The organism is Haloarcula sp. 1CSR25-25, assembly GCF_032027985.1.
Lineage (GTDB): Archaea > Halobacteriota > Halobacteria > Halobacteriales > Haloarculaceae > Haloarcula.
This window is the reverse complement of record NZ_JAHYBW010000001.1, coordinates 548,254-571,644: the sequence shown is the minus strand read 5'-3', so window position 1 is coordinate 571,644 and position 23,391 is coordinate 548,254. Positions and strand designations below refer to the sequence as shown.

Genomic DNA, 23,391 nt, shown 5'->3' with positions numbered 1-23,391 from the left:
AGCTCGATGTCGGGTCAGTGGCTCTCGCCTGTCGGCCGGTCGGCCCGGTGTTCGCTGATTATCTGGTCGACCATCTCCGCGTTCTGTTCCTTCCGGCGGTCGGCGGCGCGGTCCTCCCAGTCCTCGATGGCCGCCTCGATTTCGCTCTCGCGGGCGACGGCCAGTTCGTCCACTTCCTGGACGGTGACCAGCTCCGCCGGCGCGACGGGGACGTCGTTGTCGAACAGGACCTGGTCGGCCACGTCAGAGAGGTTGCCGTTCCGGAGGACGACCTCCGGATTGATGTCGGCCAACTGCTGGGCGGTCGACCGGCCCGCGCCCGAGGCGTCCCGGAACATGACGATGTCGCCCTCGACGAGGCCGAACCGCTCGTCGGCGTCGGCGATGGCGTCCCTGGTGAACTGCTCGACCACCTTCACCGGCGTCAGCCCCTCCTGTTTCTCCGACACGTCGGCGAAGTTCGAGTGGTCGAGCTTCCACAGCGCCTTCAGCCGGTCGAGCTTGTCGGCCAGCGCCTCGCGTTTCTCCTTTTCCGCCTCGACGTCCCGCTCCAGGGCTTCGTTGCGCCGCTTCAGCCGCGTCACCTCGCGGTCCTTCCTGACCTCGCGCCGGCCCTCGCTGCGGGCCTTCTCCAGCTGTCTGTCCTTCTCCGAGAGCTGGTCGTTTTTCTGCTGTATCGTCTTCTTGAGGTCGTCGACGTGTGACTCGAGCCGTTCGATGCGGGCGTTCAGCCGTTTGATCTCCTTCTCGTCGTCGGTGAGCTCACGGGGCTCGTGGGCCGTGGCGTCCTCGTCGTCGCCGTCGTCGTCTTCGAGGTCCCGCAGCACCGTCTCGACGCTCTCCTCGCCGGCGACGACGCGGTCGATGACCGGCCCCACGTCGTGCTGTGGCGGCACCTTGCCCGCGACGCGCTCGAACTGGTCGGCGTGGTGGTCGAAGGCGTAGAGGGCGGCGGCCATCGCGTCCCGCTCGTGGTCGTTGTCGTAGGCCTCCTCCCGGGTCCGGTGTTTCTTCTCGTCGACCGGGAGGTCCGTTTCGGGTTCCCAGCCCGCGGCGCTAAAGGAGCGCCGGAGCTTCTCGACGGTTTCCGGCATCGGCGTCACGTCGGCGGCGACGACCACGGGTCGCCCGCGCTCGATGATCCACTCCGTCGTCGCGGCGGCGTCGTCGGTTCGCGAGGAGTAGACGTCCAGCACGGTGCCGTCGAGTGAGACGACGGCGGCGGCCGTCGTCGTCCCGGGGTCGACGCCGACGACGACGTGGTCGCGGCGCTTGGCCAGCGGTCTGAACTCGATACCGTCCCGGCGCTGGCGCTCGATTTCGACCCGTGTGTCGCCCGAGCGCGCCCTCGAGACGGGGATGTCCTGCGGTCGCGCCGACACCTGGAACACGGCGTTGGAGAAGCCGCCGTACTTCTCGGTCACGTCCCGCTCGTACTCCAGGCCGGCAGCGTCGAGTTCGGACTCGACCTCGCGCGCTCGCTTCCGGACCGCGCCGTGGATGCGTCGCGTGTAGCGGTCCTCGGACCAGCCGCCCTTGCCCGTCGAGCGGCCCCGGGAGACCTTCACCTCCGTCGTGTCGGTGAACGCGGACACCTCCTGGCCGACGTTGGCGGCGGCCAGCCGGGCCGCGGCCTCGGCTTCCTCCATCGGGTCCTTGCCGTAGGGGACGCCGTGGCGCTTGGCGACCCGCGAGAGCGGTTCGGGCCGCTCGTCGCCGGTCACCTGCACCAGTTTCGTCTCGTCGGGGAGCGACCCGAGGACGTGAATCAGGGCGTCCTTGTCCTCGGCGAGTTCGTACATGTTATCGGTCGCGACGATGGCCGGCTCCTCCGCGTCGATACGCCGGCGGAGCTTCCGCCGCGAGACCACGTCTCGCTCGACTGATTCCCCGTCGAAGACCACCAGCGCGTACGACGGCGCGTCACCGCGCACGTCGCCGCTCTGGATGTCGACCCCGAAGACGACCGCGTCGAGCGCTGCCGTGCGGTTCACGAACCATGGTAGGCGACGGTCGATTATAAATCCGTTCCGGGGTCGAACCGGTTTCCGGACTGGCCTCCGACAGCCAACCCCAACGTCTCTTAGCCAGGCGGGTCAACCCCAGGACATGATTGCACAGCGGTGCCGCGCTGGCCGCACTCAGGAGGCCGGTTGGGATGGCGTCTGAACGGGAGAAGATGCTCGCTGGCGAGCGCTACGACGCGAGCGACCCGGAACTCGTCGCCGCCCGCGAGCGTGCGGACGAACTCACCCGGGAGTACAACCGGACCGAACCGGCCGACACAGACACCAGACGGGCGCTCATCGAGGACCTGTTCGGCTCGGTCGGCACGGACTGCCACGTCGAACCGCCGTTCCGGTGTGACTACGGCGACAACATCCACGTCGGCGAGGGGTTCTACGCGAACTTCGACTGCGTCGTCCTGGACGTCTGTCGGGTCGATATCGGCGACGACTGCCTGCTCGGGCCGGGCGTCCACATCTATACCGCGACACACCCACTTGACCCGGACGAGCGACGTAGCGGCGTCGAGTACGGGAAGCCGGTGACCGTCGGCGACAACGTCTGGGTCGGGGGGCAGGCGGTCATCAATCCGGGCGTCACCGTCGGCGACGACGCCGTCGTCGGGTCCGGCGCGGTCGTCACCGACGATGTCCCTGCCGGCGTGGTCGTCCAGGGGAACCCCGCGTCGGTCGTGCGGGAAATCGAGCGGTGACGGCCCTCTGTCCCGGTCACGGCTGAACAGATGTCACCCGTCGTGGGGTTCTTCGCGCTGTGGTGCGTACTGACTGTATGGACACGACAACGGAGCACAACGTTCGGACGGTCGAAACACGAGACGAACTCGATGACGTGCTGGCGACAGCCGACCGCGTGCTGGTGATGGTCCGGACGGCCGGCTGTGCCATCTGCAAGTCGATGGAGCCGATACTCGACATCGCCGCGAAAGCCACCGACGCCACGGTAGTCGTATTCAATCCGAAGGCCGACCTCGACGTCGTCGACGCGTTCGATGTCCGGAGCGTCCCGACGTTCCTGCTGTTTGCCGACGGGGAACTGCTTGACCGTCGTGCCGACGGGTTCGTACCGGCCGAGGACCTGATCGAGTTCGTCGAGAACGGGTCGGCGTAGGGGCGGGCCGAATTACCACACTGAGACAACGCTTTTTTCGCCACTTGTTGAAACGGCCCGTTGATGGCCCTCCAGATCGGTTCCACCCTCGAAGAGGCGGGGTACCGCCTGTTCAGTCGTACCGGCGCGATACTGCTCGGGGCGTTTTTCGCCCTGCTGATTAGCTTTCAGGCGCTGTTTAACACGGTCTTAGCGACTACCTACGCCAGACTGGGGTACGGCGAAATCGCCACGGCCCTGCCGCTGACCCTCGACATCCCGCTCGGCGTCGCCGGTGCCGGTATCGCTGTCGGCCTCGTCGTGTCTTTGTATCTCACTATCGCGTCCTTCCGGACGTTCGCGGCCCGAGCGCGCGACAGCTTCCCCGAGGGTGCGTTTAGGCGGAACGTGCCACTCGCGATGGTGAACGTGTTCGCCGGCGGAACCGTCTACGGCCTGCTGGTGTTCATCGGGTCGCTCTTGCTACTCATCCCCGGCATCTTCGCGTACGTCGCCTTCGTCTTCGTGATGCCGTACGTCATCGTCGAGGACCGGAACTTCGTCGCCGCACTCGGGGAGAGCTACCGGCTCACCGAAGGCGACCGACTGGCACTTTTCGGACTGCTGTTCATCGTTATTGGGGCCGCGGCGCTCGTCGGCGGGGTTGTCGGGCTCGTCGGTGCGCTGGCGCTTCCCGGGCCGGCCTCGCAGTTGCCGACTGTCGTCATCCAACCCCTGGTGTCGCTGTACAGCACCGCGGTTATCGCAGTCGCGTTCGAGCAACTCCGCGAGACTGACGGGATGGCGCCCTCGGTCCCGAACGAGGACGGCACCCCGACGACGACTGTCTGACCGGAGCCGCCGGCTGCTGTCGTCCCCATTCGGACCGCGGCGTCGCGTTGCCGGACCGTGACTGTCTTGTCCATCCAGTTTCCTACCGGGAGCAATGCGACGGCATCGGATCGGGACGAGTCTGTACGCCGGCGTGCTGTTCGTCGTTCTCGGAGCGCTTGCGTGGGCCAGCGGCCAGCCGTTCATCTTCCCGAGTCTCGGCCCCTCTGCGTTCATCCTCGCGTTCCAGCGGGACAGCGACCGGACGGGCCTGGCCAGCGTCGTCGTGAGCCATCTCGTCGGCGGCGTCGCGGGTCTGATTGCGTACAGCCTGCTCGCCGGCGGCGTCTCGCTGTTCGCGGACCCGGCCGCGTTCTCCACGGCCGGACTCCGATTGGTCGCGAGTGCGACGCTCTCGATCGTTGCCACGAGCTGGGGGATGATTGCCACCGATACGGTACACGCACCGGCCTGTGCGACGACGCTCATCGTCTCACTGGGACTGCTCTCGACGCCGGGTCAGGTCGCTATTATCGTTGCCGGCGTGGTCGTCCTCGTCGCGTTCCACGCGCTCGTGCTGTCTGCGTATCACCGGGCTACTGGTCCGTCCCGGCCAGGCCTGGTCGATGGCTGATGCGGTCACACGGGCCGCCGGTCACCGTGGTTCACTCGTCGGACAGCTGGACGGTCAACACCGGCACCGGCGATTCGCGAACGACCGTCTCCGCGACGCTCCCGATGAGATAGTGGTCCAGTCCGGTCCGGCCGTGGGTCCCCATCACGACGAGGTCCGCCGGGACCTCCGCGACGGCGTCGACGATTTCGGTCTTCGGGACGCCCTCTCGCTGCGTGGTTTCGACCGAGACGCCGTCGGGTAACTCGGCGACGGTTGCCTCGATGGCAGCCGCGGCACGCTCTCGCTCCGCGTCGAGCCACGCGTCAGCCGAGAGGCCACTCGATGGGCTCTCGAACCGGTTGCGGGTATCGACGACCGAGAGCACGTGGACCGTCGCGTCGAACCGACCTGCGATTGTTCCGGCGTGTCTCGCCGCCGCACCGATACCGTCGCTGCCGTCGGTCGGGAGGAGAATCGTGTCGTACATTGTCTTAGACGCCACCCGTTGCCATCAGGAACAGTGCGGCGGCGATGACTGCGAACAGCCCGCCGACGAACTTCTTGATGGTCCCGGTGTCCAGTGCGGTCGAGACGTACGGCGCTATCTGGCCGCCGGTGACGGTCGCGGGCACGGTCCAGACGACCATGTTCCACGGCGTCGACGCGAGGTCGATGGAGTGTGCGCCCGGGACGAGGCCGCCGCCGAAGACGTGGACCAGCGAGGCCAGGACTGCCGTCAGTGCCACGACGATGTGGTTCGTGCCGATGGCGACCCGGACGGGAACTTCGGTCCGGAGCATCGAGATGATGCCCAGTTCGCCGACGCCGAAGCCGGCCAGCCCCTGGAAGACGCCGCCGATGCTGTAGTTCGCGAAGCGTTCGAGATAACCGCCCCGCGTGTAGCCGTAGTCGTTGCCGTCGCGGTCGACGCGCGTGACCGTGCCGTTGTCGGCCGTCTCGACGCCGGCCGGGCCGAGCTTGTCGGCGTCGTCGGGCAGGGTCGCGTCGCCGCCGTCAGTCGACACGCCGGGGTCACCGTCGCCCGCCTCGCCCGGCTCCTCGTGGCCGAGGTCGGCCTTGAAAAGCAGGTACGACGCCGTCAGCAGGGCGATGCCGAGTAACGCGTGAAACAGCGGTTCCGGGATGACAAACGAGAGCAGCGCGCCGGCGACGACGAAGGGCACGCTCCCGAGGACGAGACTCAGCGCAAGCCGTCGGTCGACGAGCCCGTACTGGATGAACGCGAGTGCCGAACTGGAGAGGCCAAAGGATTCGCTGATGAGTCCGACCTTCACCAGCGTCTCCGGTGTCAGCGTCTCCCCGGCGAGTAGCGGGAAGACGAAGATGAGAAACGGGACGAACAGCGCCGACCCGCTGATACCGACCGTGTTGACGATGGTGGCTCCGGTGACGAAGGCGATGCAGAGCCACCAGTACTCGAACCAGTAGCCGCTTCCCGCGTCCGCAGGCGTCGGTGCGGCCGTGTACACACCGACGACGAACAACAGCGGTGCCAGAAACACGAAGACGTGCTGGTACTTGAGAAACCCCTTCTGGAGCCGACTGGACGGTGACGACGTGGTCATTGACGCGTGGACCCAGAATTGTGAACTATCGCTTAAATCCCTTGTTGTCTGCATTCACATTAAAAATAATAGCAGACTTCCGTTGAAGAACACAAGAACGCACGAGAGAGCCGGCGTCCTAATATCCCTAATATTTATTTCACAGCCCGTGGTAACATGTACCGTTATGAGTTTCCCAGAGGGACCGATGGAGTCGGGCGGCCGGTCGAGTTACGACGAAGACGCCTCTGCCGACGCCGCGGACACGGACGGGCTCTCTGGTCCACTGCGTCGGTTCTCGAAGCGGTGGTCCCGCCGCTACGTCGAGATGCGCGTCGACGCACTCGCTAGTCGCTGGGAGTAGTCGGTTCGACATCTCGCCGCGTTCCGGAAAAGGACTATATCGTCCCCGTCGCAGGGACGGGTATGGAAACCGCCAGAATTGCTGTCCACGAGTCGGTTGCGAAGGCCTGTCCGCTGGAGTCGATGGTCGCCGCGCTGCAGGGGTTTGGCGTCCCCGTCGAGACTGTCGGCGACGACGCGTCCGTCGATGCCGGTGACTGCGTCGTCACCTTCTCCCCGCGGGACGCGTTTCTGAACGCCGCCTGGGTCCACAGCATCCGGGCCGGCTACGACGAGTTCGACGTGGACGCCTACGAGGCGACCGGAACGGTACTGACGAACAGCACCGGCATCCACGGCGACACCGTCCCGGAGACCGTCGTCGGCTACATGACGGCGTTCGCTCGTCGCCTCCACCGCTACCGGGACCGACAGCGTGACAACGACTGGACACAGGAGGCCTACGAAGCGGCGTTCACGCTGACCGGCGAGCAGGTGTGTGTGGTCGGCCTGGGCACTATCGGTCAGGGCGTCGCCGACCGGGCCGACGCGCTGGGGATGGATGTCGTCGGCGTTCGCCGCTCCGGTGAGCCCGTCGAAACCGCCGAGCGCGTGTACACGCCCGACGAACTGGACGCCGCCGTCGCCGACGCGCGGTTCGTCGTGCTGTGCTGTCCGCTGACCGAGGAGACCGAGGGTATGGTCGACGCCGGTCTGCTCGAGGAGATGCGGGCCGACGGCTACCTCGTCAACGTCGCTCGGGGCGCCGTTGTCGTCGAGGACGCGCTGTTGACCGCCCTCGACGACGGGACCGTTGCAGGGGCGGCCCTCGACACCCACTGGGAAGAGCCGCTGCCGAGCGACCATCCCCTCTGGGACCACGAGTCGGCCATCGTGACGCCACACGTCGCCGCGTTCACGAACCGGTATCACGAGGATATCGCGGCCCTTGTCGGGGAGAACGTCGAGCGGCTCGACCGCGGTACGCCACTTCGGAACCGCGTCGTGTGAGGGTCGCGTTCAGTCTGGTCCGCTCAGGTGCCCTCGACCAGCCGCTTTAGCTGCTCGGGCGGGACCGCGCCGCGGGCGGCGTGGCCGTCGTAGGCGAACGTCGGGACGCCGGTGACGCCCTGGCGCTTGGCCGCGGTGAACTTCTCCCGGACCGCTGACCGGAGCGCGTCGTCCGCGAGCGCCGACCGGATTTCGTCGCCGTCGACGCCAGCGTCCTCCGCCAGGTCGACCAGCAGGGCCTCGTCGCCGATGTCTCGGCCGTCCTGCCACAGCGCCTCGAAGACGGCCACGTCGAAGGCCAGCCACGTCTCGTAGTCGTAGTGTTCCTTGACGTAGTAGGAGGCGACCTGTGCGGGCAGGGAGTCGATGTCGGTGGCGATGTCCAGGTCCATCTCGACGCCGTACTTCTCCTGGAGCCGTCGAACGCCCTGCTTGGCCTGCTCGTAGTAGTCCTCGTCCTTGCCGTCGTCGACGGAGTGGTCGATGGAGCCGTCGGCGTTGCGCTTCCCGCTCCGGAGGTCGAAGGGGTGCCAGTCGATTTCGAGTTCCGCCTCGCGGGTCGACTGGTACTGCCTGAGCGATTCGCGTCCGAGGTAACAGAACGGGCAGACGTAGTCCGAGAAGACCGTGATCCGCTCGTTCGACTGTGTCTCACTCATACGCCCGGGTATGCGTTGCTCGCGGTTAAACGCGGCCACCGTCTGTGTCGAACCGGCGCACGACCGACCGGCCCGCTACCCGCCGGCCTCGACCGTCTCGTGGACGGTCCCCACACGGGAGACGAGCGTGTCGGCGCTCTCCGCGAGCAGTGTCACACGCGCCGCGACGCCCATGCCCGCGCGGCCGATGACGGCGACCGGCGTTCCGTCACTGGTCTCGAAGGCCCGGCTGACGCCCCACTGAGCCGTGGTGTCGTCGGAGACCTCGTCCGGTCGCTCGCCGGGGTCGTACGCAGCGACGGGGCCGTCAAGCGACGCCAGCGCGTCCTCGACGGCGTCGGTCAGCCGGCAGTCGACGCCGAACCGGACCGCCGGGTCGTGTTCCCGGGCGGCAAGCAGTGCCCGAGCCGCCGCAGTCGACGCGCCGAAGCGGACGCCGCGGTTCGGCCGGACGCCGTCCATCGTGCGGGCGATGCGGCCCTCGACGGCCGCGACCGACTCCGGCGTCTCCGCGTAGGGCGTCGCGCCGGCGACGGTCATCCCCCGTTGGGGGACCAGCGGCGAGATGTCCGCCTCGACGAGTGCCGACACGACCCTTTCGACGGCCTCGCTCGTCGGATGGCGCGCGGCATCGTTGCGCGCCCCGACGAGGTGGTGGACCGCACCGGGCCCCTCGCCGACGTCGACGTTGTACCGGACGGCACTCACAAGCAGGTCGATGCCGCTTCCGACAGCCGTCGACAGGTCGTCGCCGTGGGCCAACTGCGTCGCGACGGCCGAGGAGAGCGTACAGCCCGAGCCGTGAGTGGCCTCGGTGTCGACCCGCTCGTGGCGGAACGTCGTCACCCCGTCCTCGGTCACGAGGGTGTCGACCACGGCGTCGCCCGGGACGTGGCCGCCCTTGACGAGGGCGCTGTCGGCCCCCATCTCGACGAGGTCCCGTCCCGCCCGTTCCGCGGCCTCGGGGTCGTCGACGTCGCGGCCGGTCAGGACAGCGGCCTCGTCGGCGTTGGGGGTGACGACCGCGGCTTCGGCGATGAGCGCCTCGTAGGCGTCTTCGGCCTCGGCGGCCAGCAGCCGGTCGCCCGACGCCGCAACCATCACCGGGTCGACGACGAGGTTCGGCAGGTCGGCGGCGTGTCCGACGACCAGGTCGATGACGTCGCTCGCTGCGAGCATCCCGGTCTTGACCGCGGCGACGTCGAAATCGTCGATGACGGCCTCCATCTGAGCCTCGATCTCTTCGACCGGGAGCAGGTGCTGGCCCTGCACGCCAGTGGTGTTCTGTGCCGTGACGCTCGTGATTGCACTGGTCCCGAAGCCGCCACAGGCCTCGATGGTCTTGAGATCTGCCTGGATTCCGGCCCCGCCGCCCGAGTCGCTGCCGGCGACGGTCAGCACGACAGGCGGCGTCACCGGGGCGTCCGCTCGTGTCATATTGGATGGCTGCGTCGGCGGCCACATATCGATGCTGGTCTCTCAGCGAGACTATATTTCGGGGCCAAATCCTAGTATGCTAATAATACTCCATACCACATTTGAGAAACGCTTATATAGCAATATGCCGGATGTGACGTTGTAACATAATGGAACCGGCATCGCGCGATACTACCGACTCCGACGAGCAGTACGGCAGCTTCACTACCGGCGGCGGCGACGTCGTCGTCTACGACACCGAAAACCCGACCGCGTGGCTTCAATCGAGCTATGCGGTACAGGTTGGCTGCTCCTCGGAGCGGAAGTCGGCCTGAACTTTCTATCCGACCGATATCATCGCGATACCGACGATAGCCAGCCCCGCAGCGGCCAGGCGCGCCCGGAAGTGCGATTCGTCGAGGATGATTGCGCCCAGGATGACGGCGACGATGGCCTGTCCGTTGACGATTGGCGAGACGATGCTCGCCGGGAGCTGCTGGAACGACAGCAACACGATGTGGTTCGCGGAGGCGACGAACATCGCCGCGACGACGAACTTCGGGAGGTCTCCGCGCCACTCCGGCGGGACCTGGTATCGGAACGCGAACGGCGTCATCAGCACGGCGATGCCGACGGCCATCACCGGGATGTAGGTCGTCGGTTCGATGGCCAGCTCCTGCATCAGCACCCGCTTGCCCACGTCCACGAACGCGAACGCCGCGGCCGACAGCAACGCCAGCTGGGCGGGCCGGGACTGCCAGGCCCGTTCGAGCGGGGCCAGTAGCGCCGTCCCCTGCCAGTTGGCGACGTAGACCGCGGTGGTCGCGACGACGACGCCGCCGACCTGCAGCGCCGAGAGGTGCTGGCCCAGCAGTCCGACTTCCAGCGGCAACACGAACACGGGGACGATCTTACTGATCGGCGAGACGTAGGAGACTTCGCCGACGCGGATCGCCCGAAAGAGGGTGAGCAGTCCCACTGCCGTCATCCCCGTCACGGCAAACACCGACGCGAGGACGTTGGCGCGGTTTCCCGCCGGGAGAAAGGGCTCGCTGCTGACGAAGACGACCGGGAGGTACACGACGGGAACCAGGCTGTACGTAAGCAGCAGGAACAGCGGCGACGGGTACTCGGTGAACCACCGCTTCATGACGAACAGGTACACACCGAACACCAGCGCCGACAGGACGGCGTACGCGATTCCGACGTTCACGGTTGACAACGGCTGGCCGACGCCAATAACTGTTCCCTTCGGCCTCGTCAGCGGTCATGCCATCGGACGATCAGGGCCGCACACAGCACCGCGAGGACAGTCACGAGCGCGGTGAAGCCGTCGCCATCTCCGGCCGTGGTCCGCGTGTCCGTTGCCGTCTCTGTCGCTGTCGGGTCCGCCGTCTCGGTCGAGACGGTCACGTCGACCGCTCTGGTGGTCCGTCCGTCACCTGCGGAAAGCGACACCGTTCCGGAATCGTCGAGGATGACCGTCCGCGCGACTGTTGTCGTCGCCTGTGGCGGGAGATACAGCCGCTGCTCCGCGAACACGACGTCGTTGCGGCGGAACACTACTGCCGCCGTTCCGGGGGTAGCGTTGTCGTTGGCGACAGTTGCGGTCACGTCGACCCTGCCCCCCTGCCTGACTTCGCGCGGACTGGCCGTGACGCCGGTCACGCTGGCGGCGGCCGGTTCCGACACGACGACAGTGACGGTGTCGCCGTCGACGCTGACCACGTATCGGCCGGGGTCGACGAACGTGTGTGTCACCTCGACCTCGGTCCCTGCCCCCGCTTCAAGCCGGCCCTGTTTCGCCGCGACGACGGTTCCGTTGACTGCGAGTGTCACGTTGTACGCCCCCGTCTCGCCGCCGGCGTTCTCGACGACCGCGTCGATAGCGAGCGTCTCGTTGGTCACCAGCCGAATCGGCTCGCTCCCACCGACCGGTGCGTTCGACCGGTAGATGCTATCTGCGCGGTAGGCGTCCCCGCGGTCGACCGGCGGGAGGCTGTACCCGATTCGGGCCGGAATCGCACCGAACAATCGCCGGTGGCTCGTTTCGTTCCACATGGTCACCGCCACTGTCGTTTCAGTCTCCCTCGCTGTCGTGTTCCGGACGCTCGCGCCGCCAGCGGCCTCGACCTCGGTGAGGAACTGCGACTGCGTGACCGGGTCCCGGTAGCCGTTCACCGACTGGAACACAGTCTGGAGTGTCCGGTTGCGGCCAGTGGCCGAGCGGATATGGACGTCGGTCCGCCCGGCGACCAGCGCGCCCTTCCTGTAGTCCGCGTCGTTCGTCCAGCTCGACCGGTCCGTCAGCGCCACGTCACTGTAGACGGGCCGCCCGCCCGCTGCGAGGTGCGCCCGGAACTCGTCGAACCCGATCCGGTCCTGCTCCAGCGTCAGCACGGCGGCGTAGTACGTCGCCCATCCCTCGACCGTCCACCGCGTCTCCCGCGTCGTCTCGTAGGCCTGCCGGCTGTGGACGTACTCGTGGAGCCAGACGTTGTTGGCGGTATCCAGCGTCTGCCGGGACTGGACCCACATGTCCGCGTCACCGATCTGATACCCCTCGACGCCCCAGTCGACGGCCCCGGACGGCGCGGCGACGATGAAAACCTGCTCGTCACGGTCGCCGACCCGGAGCGCGTTCGACGCGTTCGCCATCGAATCGAGAACCGATATCGGCGAGGCTGTCATCGTCGCCCGCTCCGGGACAACCAGCGTGAACGTCTGGTTGTGCGCCGTCTCCTCGAAGGTCGCCACGTCGCCGAGGTACACGATCTCTTCGCCAGCAGCTCCCGGTCCCGCCGTCCCGACCGTGCGGTTGTACCTGACGGGCTCCCGACCAGTGTATCGCCAGCGCGTCGGCGTCAGCGACCGGGTGAGCAGCGCCCAATCGCCCGTATCCACGCTGAGATACCGGCCCTCGGCACCTTCGGGACCGCTCTTCTGGATTGTCCGGTTCGGGTTGATGCGGTAGCTGATCGTCGCCGAGTCCGACGTCTCGTCCCACTCGTAGACGGACTCGTTGGCGCGCTCGAACCCGTCTGTCCCAGTCACCGTCGCCGCTGCCGGGACCTGTGTCTCGAGGTCGACGACCCGGTCCGGGATATCGTAGGTCAGTCTTACCGCGACCTCGCCTGGCTCCTCCGGGACACGCGCGTACGTCTGTGTCTGCCGGATCACGTCACCGTCGTCGGTCTGTGTCGCACCCGACGTGGCTGCCCCTGCCTCCATGTTGGCCGGTGCTATGGCGGCCGCTCCGGCTGTGTCTCCACCCTGTCCCCGCGGTCGGCGCCGATGCGTGTCGGCAGTTCCGACCCGGACCACCGCGCCATCGGACTCGGCAGTGGCCGGCTGTGGCTGCGTCTCGACCGTCGACCGGTTCTGCACCGACGCCCTGTCGGCCCGAGACGTGCCGTTCTCGCCGGCTCCGTCAGCCGCCGTTTCGACGCCGGCCCCGGTCGCCGCCCCGTGGTCCGGCGTCGCTGCTACCGGAGGCGGCGTGATTCCCCCACCCAGGAGAAGGACCACGAGCCCGACGGCCACCACCCACCGGGGTAGAACGTACATTGCGAACAGTTACCGTCCGGTGGTTGAAATAGTTGACCGCCGATTGTGCGTTTTGGTATCACGCACCAGCTGGAACCTCGACCGGTTGCTGTCGAAAGTTCTCACGACGGCAAAAAGGATATGAACCACCCGCGGTCGATTCCAGCGAATGCTCGCAAGCAGGTCAGAGTACCAACCAGCGGGCAGGTCACAGCAGCGGCTTGCCACGGCGCTCTCACGAGAACCGTTGGCAGTCAGGAGTTCAGGCGACGTTGAAACCTTTGTCGCGGAGGAAATCCTCGACGCGGCCCGTGTGATTGCCCTGGAGCTCTATCTGCCCGTCCTCGACAGTGCCACCGCAGGCGAACTTCGATTTGAGGTCCGAGGACAGCGAGTCCATGTCGACGTCTTTCGGGTCGAATCCCTCGATAATCGTTACCTCCTTCCCGTAACGGCGCTCGTCGATGCGGATGTTAATCTCCTGGGACTCCTTAGCGACGTCCTCACAGACGCAGAGCTCCTCAGGCAGCCCGCACGTCGAGCAGACTTCCGACATTACAATCGCGCCTACGAACACGACCTATTAAACACTGTCGGGGCCTACCGGTCGGCGACGACTCCATCGGCGATTTCGACGGCTTCGTCGGCCATCGCCCCGTCGACCTCGCCGCCGTACCGGAGCCGTTCCCGTATCGTCGCCAGCCGACGGACCCGGTCGTCGGCCCCGACCGCGTCGAGATACGCCCGCACCGTCTCACCGTTCTCGCGGCGCCGATGGTCCTTCGCAAGGACGTACATGACCCGCTGGAACGCCCGCTCGACGTCGGTTTCGGAGTCCACCCGGCGCTGGTAGCGCAGCCACACCGCCCGGTAGGCCCGCTCGTTGAGTCCGGACCGCCGTGCGCCCGCTGCGATGCCGAGCAAGGCGACGACGCCGAGTGTCACCTCCTCGCGCGACGGGAGCGCCGGCAGACTCGGGCCCCCGTCGCCGCCCGAGTCCCCGGCAGTGCCAGTTGCTGTGTCGGTCTCGGTGGCCGTTGGTGTCTCGGTCGGGTCGGCTTCGGTTCCGTTGGTCTCGGTCAGCGGGGCGGGCGTCGGCGTGGTGGGCGGCGTGTACTCCTCCACCGGGACGCCGTCGCCGACAGTGGGCGACGAGCCGTCCGAGCTCGCGTCGTCGATGCGCTGCTGTCTGACTTCCTCGCGCGGCCCGGACGGCGTCGGGTCGAACTGCACCCAGCCCTGGCCGGGGAAGTACACCTCGACCCAGGCGTGGGAGTTGAGCCCGCGAACGACCCACCGGTTCTCGTCGATGCGCTGGCCGGACGTGTAGCCGACGGTCATACGCGCCGGGATTCCCTGGGTCCGGAGCATCGTCACCATCGTCGTCGCGAAGTAGACGCAGTACCCCTCGTCCATGTCGAAGAGGAAGGCGTCGGCGACGTTGAAATCGGGTCGGTCGACCTCGAGGGAGTAGCCCTTGGCCTCCTGCAGCCACCGCTCGACGACCAGCGCCGTCTCGTAGGGGTTTTCGGCGTTTGCGGTGAGGATCGATGTCCGCTCCGTGACCCGGTCCGGCGTGCTGTCCGGGAGCTGGGTGTACAGCTCCGCAATCGCGTCGTCGTAGTCAGTGCCGGCCCCGCGCAGCCCGTCCGGCGTCGCCACGAGCAGCTCGCTCCTGACCTCGTAGCTGTCCCCTGTCGACAGTGTCGCGTCGGGCTGGAACCCGCCCTCGCTTGAGACCGACACCGACGGCGCCCCCGAGTAGCGGACGGGCTTCCAGGCGGCCGGGACGGTACCGATGGCCGATTCGGCTTGGAACTCCTGTCTCAGCGTCCGGGTTTCACCCGGTGGGCTGTCGAGACGCCGGTCGTCGTAGGGCCGGGGATTGCCCGTCCGCACCCACCCGTCGCCGGTGTAGCGGTCGTAGGAGGCGACCCGCCAGTAGCGCGGTTCCTCGCTTTCGACCGTGTACCGTATCTCCGGCGTCAGCGAGATGCTCCCGAGCACCGAGATGGACTCCCCGGCGTCGAAGAGGCTCCCCTCGACGGTCTGGCCCTCCGACCCGTCGTCGTACGACAGCGAACTGCCGCGGGTGAACGGCACCTGTGACAGCGCCGCCGGGACGACGATAATCGCCGCCAGCTGTTCGAGGACGGCGCGCCGTCCGGCGTCGATGCCCCCGCTGTCGTCGTCGGCCTGCCCCGTCTCGTCACTGCCGGTCACCGCGTCCGGTCGCTTCGCCATCTCCACTGGCTCGTCCGCCGATAGCGTATCGAGCGTCCCGAAGCCGAGCGTCGCCGCGATTCCGACCACGCCCAGCAGCGTCGTCACCACGCCGGCGTCTGTCGTCAGGGCGAAGAACGCGAGCGCCGTGCCGGCCGCCACCGTCGCCGTCACGTACCAGCGCCGCAGGGCGAAGTACCACGTCAGAAACACCGGTGCCGGCGCGAACGACAGCACCCACAGCCTGACCTCGGCTATCTGCAGCAGCGACCGCCCGGTCAGCAGGGCGGCGGTGTCGGCCAGCAGCTCCGTCACCGCCGGGTCCGTCGAGAGGTTCAGGACGTACGCGCCGAGCCCGCCGGCGAACAGCACCGCGCCGACACCGACCGCGACCGTCGGCCCGAGCACGCGGGCAAGCAGCGTCGCGCCGACGAGCGAGAGCGCGGTGAGCGCCAGAAACAGGGTCGGGTCGCCGACCACGTCGCTGAGATAGAACATCGTCCGCAGCGGCGCGCCGATAGCCAGCGCCGCCGCAAGCAGCGCCAGCAGCCGGGACCCGCTCCAGGGGAGCCGCTCGCGGACCACGGCGGCGCTCATCCGTTCACCTCGCCCGCGAGGGGGTTGTCCCGACTGGCGGTCACGTCAGCGAAAGACTGGCGGCGGCCGTCGACCGACACCGCGACGCCGTCGCCGGTGGCCGTCACCACCACGTCAGCGTCGTCCACCCTGTCGGTCCGCCCCGCCTCGGCCCGGGCCAGCAGTTCGAGCAGCCGGGTCCGGTGGGTGTCGCCGTACCCCTGTTCGACCGCGCCGTTCGGGACGGCGAGTTCGACCGCGAGACCACTTTCCAGCGCGGCCATCGCGATGGTCGCCGCCGCGGCGGCCATCTCGTCGGCGTGGCCCCGCCCGGCCTCCGCGGCGACGAGCAGATCCCTGTCGCTTCGGCTGTCAGTGAACTCCTTGACCAGCAGGTCCTCGCGCTTGGCGCTGGATTTCCAGTGGACGTCGCGTAAGGAGTCGCCACTGACGTACTCCCGCAGGCGGTCAAACGACTGCCGGTCCTCGCTCTCCGGCGTGAACGTCCGCGCGAACGCGTCCGTCCCGCCCAGCCGGTAGACGGGCGGATACACCAGTACGTCGGTCCGACTCGCGATAGTGTACCGCTCCGCGACGAGCCCCAGCGCGTCCGTCACCGTCGCGTCGACGGGGCCGACCTGTTGCTCGCCCCGGGCCGCGTAGGTGACCTGGTAGCGCACCGTCGCCGGCAGGGACCTGGTGACCGTCGTCTCCCCCTCTAACCCCGCCGAGAGCCGGTCGGTGACCGTCGCGATGCCGCCCCCGTCGACGCGAAACTCCACGGCCTTCGTCTCGCCGGGGAATCCGCGGCGGAGCCGGCCCCGTTCGACGGTCGGCGCACCGCTCCAGCGAACCTGGACGGCGGCGGCGAACAGACCGACGAACAGCGGGCCGGCGACGGCGGTGAGCCCGGGCTGGCCGAACCTGGCACTGACCAGGAGGGCGGCGACGGCGACGGCGAGGACGGCGAAACCGCGTCGTGTCGGTCTCATTCGACGTGGACTGTAGCGAGCGCCTCCGCGACGAGTTCCCGGGCGTTCTGCTCGCTGCTCTCGGTCCGGATGCGGTGTGGGAGGACGACCGGCGCTTCCGTCTGGATGTCGTCGGGGATGACGTAGCTGCGGCCGTCGAGGACGGCCCGGGCCTGTGCCGCCCGGAGCAGCGAGATGCTCCCCCGCGGGCTGACGCCCAGTTGCGCGTTCTCCCGCGTGTACCGGGCCAGCCGGGTCGCGTACGAGCGGATGGGCTCCTCGACGGTCACATCGGCGACCGTCTCCCGAGCGACGGACAGCGCTTCGAGGGTGGCGACCGACGTGAGTTCCTCGATGGGATGTTGCCCCACGACGTCACCTAGCATCGCCGTCTCGGCGGCCTCGTCCGGATAGCCCAGGTGCAGTTTCATCATGAACCGGTCGAGTTCGGCCATCGGCAGGTCGTAGGCCCGGTTCTGCTCGACCGTGTTCTGCGTGGCGATGACGGTGAACGGCTGTGGAACGGGGTGGGTGGTCCCGTCGACGGACACCTGCTGTTCCTCCATCGCCTCCAGTAAGGCCGACTGGGTCTTCGGCGGTGCGCGGTTTATCTCGTCGCCGAGGACGACGTTGGCGAAGATGGGACCGGGCCGGAACTCGAACTCCTGTGTCTTCTGGTTGTAGATGTTGACGCCGGTCACGTCGGTCGGGAGGAGGTCCGGCGTGAACTGGACGCGCTTGAACTCGCCGTCGAAGGAGGCCGCGACGGAGCGGGCTAACATCGTCTTGCCGACGCCGGGGACGTCTTCAAGCAGAACGTGGCCGCGCCCCAGCAGTGCGATGACGATGTGCTCGATGGCGTCGTGTTGCCCGACGATGACCTGTTCGACGTTCTCGATCACCTGGTTGGCGACGCGTGTGGCGTCGCGGAGGGGGCTGTCCGACTGTTGGCCGCGTGAGGTATCAGTGTCTGTCATAGTCGCAATCTCGTGGGACGACGCCCTGGTCCGGGGACTGGTGGGGTATCCTGCCCCGTCGACCGGTAAGTGCCTTGTGTGGGTCGCCACATGCTCCGGGCCGTTCAGCTATGGCCGCGCCTAGGGCGTGAGCATATGTAACTCTGTGGATGAGTGAGAACGATACACATCCGATTGACGGCCGGTAGCGCGGTTCACCAGGACTTACAGGCCCCACAGACGAGATCGCCGCCCTGTATCCACCGCCGCTCGACGACCTCGCCACACTCGGCGCAGGCCGCCCCCTCGGGCGACCACGCGTACGTCGTCACGGCCGGCTCGACCGCGCCGGACGGGCGCTCCTCCTCGGTGTTGCTGTCGCCGCCATCCGCGTTGTCAGCGTCCTCGCTGTCACCGGCTGTCCCGTCGCCGCCCGCCTCGCCAGGAGTTGTCTCCCCGGCGACTGCTGTGCTGTCATCGTCTCCGCTTTCTTCGCCCTTACTGTCCGGCGTCGAAGCGTCGCGTCGCTCGTCGCCGCTATCGGTGTCCGCATCGAGAAAGTCCTCCAGCGAGGCGTCTTCGCCCATACGTCTTTGTTTTGCCCGCAGCCACAAAATACCCTCCCGGTCGTTTCATCCGTTTCCGTCCTGTGTTTTGTGCGCCCCCTCCGGTCCGCTATTCGGTGGCGACACCGACGGTCAGTAGCGTCCCCAGTTCCCGGTAGCGCTCGACCATCGCCTCGCGCGTCTCGAACTCGTCCGTGGGGAACGCGTCCGCCGCCGGAATCTCGACCTCGCGGTCGGGGATGGTGTCCTGTGTGGCCACGGCCAGGCCCGCCTCGCGGAACGCCTCGCGGTACTCCCGGGCGCTCCAGCGGGTCATCTCGATGTCGATGAACTCCTGCCACTCGTGGGAGTGGACGTTCTCTTCGTAATAGTTCACTGCGATATGCGCGGTTCCGCCCGGTCGCAACACCCGGGCAATCTCTTCGAGCGTGTGTGGCGGGTCGCTGGCGTAGTAGAACGCCTCCATCGAGAACACGTGGTCGACGCTGTCGGTCGCAAACGGCAGCGCGTCGAAGTCGCCACGCAGGAACCCGATGCCGTCGTCCTCGGTGTACTCGCGGGCGTTCCGCAGCATCTCCGGCGACCCGTCGAGCCCGTAGCAGGGGCCGGCGTCGTTGGTGTCCCGGAGCGCACGGAGCGCGTAGCCCGACCCCGTCCCGAGGTCGAGCACCGTATCGCCCGGTTCGACCGGCATCCGGGCGAGGACGTGCTTTGCGGTGTGCCAGTGCCGGTCCTCCATACCTCTGTCTTTGCCTTCGGCCGCCCACTCGTCGAACTCCTCGCGAACGCTCATAGCTCGTTCCAGTATCGGCAGGCCCAAAACCCTCGCTGTTCGACGGCAGCCGCCGCCCACCGGGAACGCAAACGCAAAGTAGGGCCACGCGAACGTTCAGGTAATGCAAGGACTCCTGTCGGAACTGCTCCAGAGCATCATCGACATGCCCGGCTGGTTCCTCGACGTCGCACTGAACGACCCGCTGGCGGCACTCATGCTCGCCGTCGGTGCCGTCATCACGACCGTCTCGGTCGCCTTCTTCGGGTATCTCTCGCTGGGGGCCGTGCTCTCGCTTTTCAGCGGCTCCGGCGGTCGAGGACCGCCCCAAGCAAATCAATAGCCGTCTCCACGTCCGGGCCGAGCGGCGATGCGAACACCACGCTGTCGGCGTGTTCCTCTAACGCCGCCGCGCGCTCTGCCACTGCCTCCGGTGTCCCGGCGATACAGAACGCATCCAGCATGGCCTCGGTCACCCCCTCGAAGGCCGCCGAGAACTCGCCGGCGGCGATCGCCTTCCCGATGTCCTCGGCGGCGTCGTGGTCGATACCGTGGCGGTCAAGCACCGGCGGCGGCGACCCCGCGGCGACGAACGCGACCGGCGGCCGGGCGGCCTCCCGCGCTTCGGATTCGTCCTCGGCGACCGAGACGCTGGCGTAGGCCGCGAGGTCGAACTCGCCGTACTCCGCTGGCCGCTCGTCGGCCATCTGTTCTACCTGCTCGCGTGCCCACGCGAGGTCCTTCGGATGCGCTCCGTTGTACAGCGCGCCATCGGCGTGTTTCGCTGCCATTCTGGTCATGTGCGGGCCCTGTGCACCGACGTACACCGGAATCTCGCCGACCTCGTAGTTCAGCCCGGCGTCGACCGCCTCGAACGTCCCGTCGTGGTCGACCCGCTCGCCCTCCCAGAGCTTCCGGGCGGTCGTGAACGTCTCGAGGACGCGTCGCAGCGCGTCGCCCTGGTCGAAGCCGAGGTTGCTGAGCGTCGACTTGTCCCCCGGCCCGATGCCGAAGACGGCACGCTCGCCGCTCAGTTCCTCCAGCGTCGCCACCCGCGAGGCCAGCGTCACCGGGTGTGTCTCGTAGGGGTTGGCGATGCCGGGGCCGAGCAGCATCTCGTCGGTCCGCTCGGCCATCGCCGACAGCGCCATGAACTGGTCGCGGTTGTTGTAGTGATGGCTGACGAAGACGGCGTCGAACGCGTTCGATTCGGCCTGTTCGGCAAACGAGGCGAGCTGGGCGACCGGGTGTTCCGGGGTGAGTTCAATCGCGTACATGTGACCACTCTCTGAGTGCTTGTCTGACAACGTCGTTCTCCGGGTCGCGGAACAGCTGCTCGCTGCCCGCGTGGTCGCCGAAGTCGAACCCGCGGACGACTGCGGCGGGTGTCCCGCCGTCGCCTTCGCCGGTGACGAGGTTGGCTGTGGCGGCGAGTTCGTCGACGACGGCTTGGACGGTGGCTTCGAGTTCGCGGCCGTCGCGGTCGTGTTCGCCCCGCCAGTCCCGTGAGGCGGGGAGGCCGGCCCAGCCCAGCGCGACGCCGCGCTGCCCGAGGCGGAACGGCCGGCCCGACGTATCGGTGACGATGACGCTGGGCTCGACGCCCGCCCGCTCGCGGATGCCGGCCCGGATTGTTTCGGCCGCTGCCGTCGGGTCCTCGGGGAGCAAGAGGAGGTCCGCACCGGGCACGTTCGAGCGGTCGATGCCCGCGTTGACCGTGATGTGCCCGAACTCCGTCACGCCGAGGATGAACGGGGCCTCGACCAGCACTTCCACGCACTCGTCGAGAATCGCCTGCGCCATCCGCGGGTCCTTCTCCTCGCCGGCGATGTCCTCGATGGTCGCCGCGATACGCTCGGCGCGCTCGCCTGGCTCGTACGACGACAGTGACGCCTGTCGCCCGTTGGCTTTGGAGACGATAGTGCTGGCGACACAGAGCACGTCGTCGTCCCGGAGGTCGGCCTGCTCGACGAGCAGTTCCGCCACGTCGTCGCCGGGACGGACCTCGGGCACCCCCTCGACCGCGAAGACTTCCATACCGCTTCTGGGGTCTCTGCGGGAAAAAGACCCGCGTTCGCTGCAAAGCCGGCCAACAGTGGCAACGGATGCCGGTACCTCCGGTGGCCCACGCGACAGGCCGCGTTACAGTTCGTGCTGGGTCACGCCGAGCGTGCCGTCCTCGACTGCCGCGGTCATCATGCTCGGTCGGTCAGCCGGCGACGCTCCCGTGACGCTGCCGGGGTTCAGGAGTCGCACGCCCTCGTAGACGGTATCCGTCAGCTCGTGGGTGTGACCGGCGACACCGACGGCCCCGCCGTCGGTTTCCTCCCGGACCGCAGCGGCGACGCGGTCCGCCCAGCCCCGCGGCGACCCGGTGCCGTGTGTCACGACGAACGTGACGCCCCCGAGTTCGACCGTCGCCCGGTCCGGCAGCCCGATCTGCGGGTCGATGTTGCCCGAGACGGCGGTCAGTGCCGACGCCATGTGGCGGATGTCAGCCAGCGCCCCCTTGCTGTCGAAGTCACCGGCGTGGATGACGTGGTCGGCGACCTCGATCCGCTCCCGGAACGACGGCGGGATCTCGTGTTCCCGGGACGGGATGTGCGAATCGCTGATGAGAGCGACATCCATACCAGCATGTCGTGCCGGCGTTCAAAAAGGGTTAGTGCCACGGAAACGGGTGCCGACTGCTCGTCCCAGCGGCGCTACTCTGTGGACGAAAACACGTCCCGCAGTCCGTCCAACTGCTCGACCAGTCGGTCGATTCCGTCGTTGATCGCTGCGACCCGCTCGTCGATGTTGTCGACCGGGACCGCTCCCTGTGGCGTCGGCTCGACGAGTTCGTCGTTTTCCAGCATCCGCAGCGAGTACCGTACTTTGTGTTTCGGGACGCCTGTCTCCTCGGCGAGGCGGACGATACCGATCGGTCCGCTCTCGATGACGGCTTCGAGGATCGACAGGTCCCGCCCCTCCTTCTCGATCTGATCTTCCAGTCGGTCCATTCCCATAGCAAATCGTATCTGTGCATTTACAGCCGTGACACATAAACGCCCCAGTTGCGGCACTGCGACTCGGGTTTGCACCCTTCCCGCTACGCGGCGTTAGGTCTGAACCGCCGGTCCCTACTCGTCCGAGACCGGCGTCCGTCGAAGCTCGTCGAGCTGGTCCCGGAGCTTGCTCAGCTCCGTCTCCAGCTCCTCGCGGCGGTCGATGAGCGCGCTCAGCTCCTCCGTGTTGACCGAGTAGTCGTTGTCCATCGCCACGTCCAGGGCGTCGGTCGTCGCGCCCGTGAGGTCGGACGCGACCCGCAACACCTCGCTCGGTGTCCCGCGGGACTCGTATAGCTCCTGCTCGCCCGACAGCGGGCTGTAGGTCACCATCGGTGACTCGACACCGCGGTGGTAACTCACCGCGTAGCTCGTGTCCGTCACCGGATTGAGGCGGTCGTCCGCCCGCTCGGTCCGGACGATGTTGAACGGCTCGGACAGCGCGGGAAACGTGTCGGCGAGGTCACGGAGCCGGTCCGCGGCGGTCACGTCAAGCTGGGCCTCCACGTCGCCGAAGAACTGCCGCGAGTTGGTGAGGCTGAACGCGACGGTGTAAAACACCGACTCGTCGCTGTCGGCCAGATTGCGGACCCGGTCGCGGACCTCCCCGTGACGGCCCTCGATAGTGAGCATCTCCAGTTCCTCAAGCAGCGCCCGGACGCCCTCCTCGCGTTCGAGGAACGCCTCGACGATCGCGCCGGGCATCTCCTCGCCATCCACGTCCTCCATGGCCCCTCTTTTGGGGGGCCTCGTAAACAGTTTGTCGCTGGCAGGTGCTTCCCGGCACGTCTTACAAGCAACACAAAACATATGCCAGCCCGGGTAAAGCGATAGCACGTCCGACCCCGGTGGACGGACACTATGACAGGCCACGGGGGGTGTCCCCCGGACGTCTGCTTCTGTGCTGCTCTTGTGATATCAGTATGTGCCGTATTATCGTCCGGTATACGGTGTTTACTACCCGCTCGACAGTCAGTAAAACGTGCCAGAAACCCCTTTTTGATGTTTCCTCCAAGTCGCAATCGATTGGCGACCAGACGCCTCGCCGGGGAGTTGTGTTAGAGAGACAGCGTCAGAGGGTGGGATTTGAACCGGCGCCAGACGTGCTCTGCCTTCGGTCGCTGTGTGCGACTGGCAGGGCTCGAATCCCTTGCAGTCCCGCAGCGAACGCAGAACGCGG

General features: G+C 67.4%; 26 protein-coding genes. 8 read left to right on the top strand and 18 right to left on the bottom strand.

Translation table 11 applies throughout. The features are described from left to right. Window positions 1–14: 14 nt before the first annotated feature. Complete coding sequence (locus KZ498_RS02765; RefSeq protein WP_312616623.1) at window positions 15–1,994, bottom strand: DUF460 domain-containing protein; 1,980 nt, start codon at window positions 1,992–1,994, stop codon at window positions 15–17. A gap of 164 nt (window positions 1,995–2,158) precedes the next feature. On the opposite strand from KZ498_RS02765, the gene KZ498_RS02760 reads away from it, so the two are divergent. The 4 genes from KZ498_RS02760 (at window position 2,159) to KZ498_RS02745 (ending at window position 4,579) form a co-directional block, all read left to right on the top strand. Next, window positions 2,159–2,719, top strand: a complete 561-nt coding sequence (locus tag KZ498_RS02760) for a sugar O-acetyltransferase (RefSeq protein WP_312616621.1) — start codon at window positions 2,159–2,161, stop codon at window positions 2,717–2,719. A 77-nt stretch (window positions 2,720–2,796) separates the two neighbouring features. Beyond that, a complete protein-coding gene (locus KZ498_RS02755) occupies window positions 2,797–3,135 on the top strand; it encodes a thioredoxin family protein (protein WP_312616618.1) in 339 nt (112 codons plus the stop codon). A gap of 63 nt (window positions 3,136–3,198) precedes the next feature. Then, window positions 3,199–3,966, top strand: coding sequence for a hypothetical protein (locus KZ498_RS02750; protein WP_312616617.1), 768 nt, complete (start codon window positions 3,199–3,201; stop codon window positions 3,964–3,966). A 94-nt stretch (window positions 3,967–4,060) separates the two neighbouring features. After that, on the top strand, window positions 4,061–4,579 hold the full coding sequence (locus KZ498_RS02745) for an HPP family protein (protein WP_312616616.1): 519 nt from the start codon (window positions 4,061–4,063) through the stop codon (window positions 4,577–4,579). A 31-nt stretch (window positions 4,580–4,610) separates the two neighbouring features. Here the strand turns inward: KZ498_RS02745 and KZ498_RS02740 are convergent, their stop codons facing one another. Together KZ498_RS02740 and KZ498_RS02735 are read right to left on the bottom strand one after the other, a co-directional pair. Then, entirely contained in the window at window positions 4,611–5,048 is a 438-nt protein-coding gene (locus KZ498_RS02740) for a universal stress protein (RefSeq protein ID WP_312616615.1), read from the bottom strand. Window positions 5,049–5,052: 4 nt separating this feature from the next. Continuing rightward, window positions 5,053–6,147 (bottom strand): sulfite exporter TauE/SafE family protein, encoded by a 1,095-nt coding sequence (locus tag KZ498_RS02735; RefSeq protein ID WP_312616614.1) that lies wholly within the window; start codon window positions 6,145–6,147, stop codon window positions 5,053–5,055. A 166-nt stretch (window positions 6,148–6,313) separates the two neighbouring features. Between KZ498_RS02735 and KZ498_RS02730 the strand changes: the two genes are divergently transcribed. Together KZ498_RS02730 and ddh are read left to right on the top strand one after the other, a co-directional pair. Then, a complete protein-coding gene (locus KZ498_RS02730) occupies window positions 6,314–6,490 on the top strand; it encodes a hypothetical protein (protein WP_312616612.1) in 177 nt (58 codons plus the stop codon). A 62-nt stretch (window positions 6,491–6,552) separates the two neighbouring features. Continuing rightward, window positions 6,553–7,479 (top strand): D-2-hydroxyacid dehydrogenase, encoded by a 927-nt coding sequence (gene ddh / locus KZ498_RS02725; protein WP_312616610.1) that lies wholly within the window; start codon window positions 6,553–6,555, stop codon window positions 7,477–7,479. A 23-nt stretch (window positions 7,480–7,502) separates the two neighbouring features. Here the strand turns inward: ddh and KZ498_RS02720 are convergent, their stop codons facing one another. Then, window positions 7,503–8,138 carry a DsbA family oxidoreductase gene (locus KZ498_RS02720; RefSeq protein ID WP_312616608.1) on the bottom strand — a complete coding sequence of 212 codons (636 nt, stop codon included), beginning with the start codon at window positions 8,136–8,138 and terminating at the stop codon, window positions 7,503–7,505. Between the two features lie 75 nt (window positions 8,139–8,213). Beyond that, window positions 8,214–9,602: a bifunctional hydroxymethylpyrimidine kinase/phosphomethylpyrimidine kinase gene (gene thiD / locus KZ498_RS02715; protein ID WP_312616607.1), complete on the bottom strand. Its 1,389-nt coding sequence runs from the start codon at window positions 9,600–9,602 to the stop codon at window positions 8,214–8,216. 122 nt (window positions 9,603–9,724) lie between these two features. Between thiD and KZ498_RS02710 the strand changes: the two genes are divergently transcribed. Next, window positions 9,725–9,889, top strand: coding sequence for a hypothetical protein (locus KZ498_RS02710; protein WP_004590650.1), 165 nt, complete (start codon window positions 9,725–9,727; stop codon window positions 9,887–9,889). A 5-nt stretch (window positions 9,890–9,894) separates the two neighbouring features. On the opposite strand, the gene KZ498_RS02705 is transcribed toward KZ498_RS02710, so the two are convergent. The 8 genes from KZ498_RS02705 to KZ498_RS02670 form a co-directional block, all read right to left on the bottom strand. Beyond that, on the bottom strand, window positions 9,895–10,776 hold the full coding sequence (locus tag KZ498_RS02705; RefSeq protein ID WP_396276087.1) for an EamA family transporter: 882 nt from the start codon (window positions 10,774–10,776) through the stop codon (window positions 9,895–9,897). Between the two features lie 38 nt (window positions 10,777–10,814). Continuing rightward, entirely contained in the window at window positions 10,815–13,121 is a 2,307-nt protein-coding gene (locus KZ498_RS02700; RefSeq protein WP_312616602.1) for a peptidase, read from the bottom strand. Window positions 13,122–13,362: 241 nt separating this feature from the next. Beyond that, window positions 13,363–13,656, bottom strand: coding sequence for a stress response translation initiation inhibitor YciH (gene yciH, locus KZ498_RS02695; protein WP_004516073.1), 294 nt, complete (start codon window positions 13,654–13,656; stop codon window positions 13,363–13,365). Window positions 13,657–13,700: 44 nt separating this feature from the next. Next, a complete protein-coding gene (locus tag KZ498_RS02690) occupies window positions 13,701–15,920 on the bottom strand; it encodes a transglutaminaseTgpA domain-containing protein (RefSeq protein ID WP_312616587.1) in 2,220 nt (739 codons plus the stop codon). Continuing rightward, window positions 15,917–16,891: a DUF58 domain-containing protein gene (locus tag KZ498_RS02685; protein WP_312616585.1), complete on the bottom strand. Its 975-nt coding sequence runs from the start codon at window positions 16,889–16,891 to the stop codon at window positions 15,917–15,919. Before KZ498_RS02685 ends, KZ498_RS02690 begins: the two co-directional genes overlap by 4 nt. After that, window positions 16,888–17,847 carry a MoxR family ATPase gene (locus KZ498_RS02680; protein WP_312616583.1) on the bottom strand — a complete coding sequence of 320 codons (960 nt, stop codon included), beginning with the start codon at window positions 17,845–17,847 and terminating at the stop codon, window positions 16,888–16,890. Before KZ498_RS02680 ends, KZ498_RS02685 begins: the two co-directional genes overlap by 4 nt. Before the next feature lie 194 nt (window positions 17,848–18,041). Continuing rightward, window positions 18,042–18,413 carry a hypothetical protein gene (locus KZ498_RS02675; RefSeq protein ID WP_312616581.1) on the bottom strand — a complete coding sequence of 124 codons (372 nt, stop codon included), beginning with the start codon at window positions 18,411–18,413 and terminating at the stop codon, window positions 18,042–18,044. Window positions 18,414–18,501: 88 nt separating this feature from the next. Further along, window positions 18,502–19,185: a class I SAM-dependent methyltransferase gene (locus KZ498_RS02670; RefSeq protein ID WP_312616579.1), complete on the bottom strand. Its 684-nt coding sequence runs from the start codon at window positions 19,183–19,185 to the stop codon at window positions 18,502–18,504. Window positions 19,186–19,288: 103 nt separating this feature from the next. Here KZ498_RS02670 and KZ498_RS02665 point away from each other — a divergent pair, with 103 nt between their 5' ends. Next, window positions 19,289–19,507 carry a hypothetical protein gene (locus tag KZ498_RS02665; protein ID WP_312616577.1) on the top strand — a complete coding sequence of 73 codons (219 nt, stop codon included), beginning with the start codon at window positions 19,289–19,291 and terminating at the stop codon, window positions 19,505–19,507. Here KZ498_RS02665 and KZ498_RS02660 read toward each other — a convergent pair. The 5 genes from KZ498_RS02660 to KZ498_RS02640 form a co-directional block, all read right to left on the bottom strand. Next, a complete protein-coding gene (locus KZ498_RS02660; protein ID WP_312616575.1) occupies window positions 19,464–20,441 on the bottom strand; it encodes a 5,10-methylenetetrahydromethanopterin reductase in 978 nt (325 codons plus the stop codon). The two genes, KZ498_RS02665 and KZ498_RS02660, sit on opposite strands and share 44 nt — an antisense overlap. Continuing rightward, a complete protein-coding gene (locus KZ498_RS02655; RefSeq protein ID WP_312616574.1) occupies window positions 20,428–21,201 on the bottom strand; it encodes a coenzyme F420-0:L-glutamate ligase in 774 nt (257 codons plus the stop codon). Before KZ498_RS02655 ends, KZ498_RS02660 begins: the two co-directional genes overlap by 14 nt. 105 nt (window positions 21,202–21,306) lie before the next feature. Next, entirely contained in the window at window positions 21,307–21,795 is a 489-nt protein-coding gene (locus KZ498_RS02650; protein ID WP_312616573.1) for a metallophosphoesterase family protein, read from the bottom strand. Window positions 21,796–21,869: 74 nt separating this feature from the next. Then, on the bottom strand, window positions 21,870–22,166 hold the full coding sequence (locus KZ498_RS02645; protein WP_312616572.1) for a winged helix-turn-helix transcriptional regulator: 297 nt from the start codon (window positions 22,164–22,166) through the stop codon (window positions 21,870–21,872). Window positions 22,167–22,286: 120 nt separating this feature from the next. Beyond that, on the bottom strand, window positions 22,287–22,940 hold the full coding sequence (locus KZ498_RS02640) for a hypothetical protein (RefSeq protein WP_312616570.1): 654 nt from the start codon (window positions 22,938–22,940) through the stop codon (window positions 22,287–22,289). Window positions 22,941–23,391 lie beyond the last annotated feature (451 nt).

What these genes read in the sequence shown, in the direction of transcription:
- KZ498_RS02760 (WP_312616621.1), top strand. Translation starts at nt 2,159, where the DNA reads ATGGCGTCTGAACGGGAGAAGATGCTCGCTGGCGAGCGCTACGACGCG.
- KZ498_RS02755 (WP_312616618.1), top strand. Translation starts at nt 2,797, where the DNA reads ATGGACACGACAACGGAGCACAACGTTCGGACGGTCGAAACACGAGAC.
- KZ498_RS02750 (WP_312616617.1), top strand. Translation starts at nt 3,199, where the DNA reads ATGGCCCTCCAGATCGGTTCCACCCTCGAAGAGGCGGGGTACCGCCTG.
- KZ498_RS02745 (WP_312616616.1), top strand. Translation starts at nt 4,061, where the DNA reads ATGCGACGGCATCGGATCGGGACGAGTCTGTACGCCGGCGTGCTGTTC.
- KZ498_RS02740 (WP_312616615.1), bottom strand. Translation starts at nt 5,048, where the DNA reads ATGTACGACACGATTCTCCTCCCGACCGACGGCAGCGACGGTATCGGT.
- KZ498_RS02735 (WP_312616614.1), bottom strand. Translation starts at nt 6,147, where the DNA reads ATGACCACGTCGTCACCGTCCAGTCGGCTCCAGAAGGGGTTTCTCAAG.
- KZ498_RS02730 (WP_312616612.1), top strand. Translation starts at nt 6,314, where the DNA reads ATGAGTTTCCCAGAGGGACCGATGGAGTCGGGCGGCCGGTCGAGTTAC.
- ddh (WP_312616610.1), top strand. Translation starts at nt 6,553, where the DNA reads ATGGAAACCGCCAGAATTGCTGTCCACGAGTCGGTTGCGAAGGCCTGT.
- KZ498_RS02720 (WP_312616608.1), bottom strand. Translation starts at nt 8,138, where the DNA reads ATGAGTGAGACACAGTCGAACGAGCGGATCACGGTCTTCTCGGACTAC.
- thiD (WP_312616607.1), bottom strand. Translation starts at nt 9,602, where the DNA reads ATGTGGCCGCCGACGCAGCCATCCAATATGACACGAGCGGACGCCCCG.
- KZ498_RS02710 (WP_004590650.1), top strand. Translation starts at nt 9,725, where the DNA reads ATGGAACCGGCATCGCGCGATACTACCGACTCCGACGAGCAGTACGGC.
- KZ498_RS02700 (WP_312616602.1), bottom strand. Translation starts at nt 13,121, where the DNA reads ATGTACGTTCTACCCCGGTGGGTGGTGGCCGTCGGGCTCGTGGTCCTT.
- yciH (WP_004516073.1), bottom strand. Translation starts at nt 13,656, where the DNA reads ATGTCGGAAGTCTGCTCGACGTGCGGGCTGCCTGAGGAGCTCTGCGTC.
- KZ498_RS02690 (WP_312616587.1), bottom strand. Translation starts at nt 15,920, where the DNA reads ATGAGCGCCGCCGTGGTCCGCGAGCGGCTCCCCTGGAGCGGGTCCCGG.
- KZ498_RS02685 (WP_312616585.1), bottom strand. Translation starts at nt 16,891, where the DNA reads ATGAGACCGACACGACGCGGTTTCGCCGTCCTCGCCGTCGCCGTCGCC.
- KZ498_RS02680 (WP_312616583.1), bottom strand. Translation starts at nt 17,847, where the DNA reads ATGACAGACACTGATACCTCACGCGGCCAACAGTCGGACAGCCCCCTC.
- KZ498_RS02675 (WP_312616581.1), bottom strand. Translation starts at nt 18,413, where the DNA reads ATGGGCGAAGACGCCTCGCTGGAGGACTTTCTCGATGCGGACACCGAT.
- KZ498_RS02670 (WP_312616579.1), bottom strand. Translation starts at nt 19,185, where the DNA reads ATGAGCGTTCGCGAGGAGTTCGACGAGTGGGCGGCCGAAGGCAAAGAC.
- KZ498_RS02665 (WP_312616577.1), top strand. Translation starts at nt 19,289, where the DNA reads ATGCAAGGACTCCTGTCGGAACTGCTCCAGAGCATCATCGACATGCCC.
- KZ498_RS02660 (WP_312616575.1), bottom strand. Translation starts at nt 20,441, where the DNA reads ATGTACGCGATTGAACTCACCCCGGAACACCCGGTCGCCCAGCTCGCC.
- KZ498_RS02655 (WP_312616574.1), bottom strand. Translation starts at nt 21,201, where the DNA reads ATGGAAGTCTTCGCGGTCGAGGGGGTGCCCGAGGTCCGTCCCGGCGAC.
- KZ498_RS02650 (WP_312616573.1), bottom strand. Translation starts at nt 21,795, where the DNA reads ATGGATGTCGCTCTCATCAGCGATTCGCACATCCCGTCCCGGGAACAC.
- KZ498_RS02645 (WP_312616572.1), bottom strand. Translation starts at nt 22,166, where the DNA reads ATGGACCGACTGGAAGATCAGATCGAGAAGGAGGGGCGGGACCTGTCG.
- KZ498_RS02640 (WP_312616570.1), bottom strand. Translation starts at nt 22,940, where the DNA reads ATGGAGGACGTGGATGGCGAGGAGATGCCCGGCGCGATCGTCGAGGCG.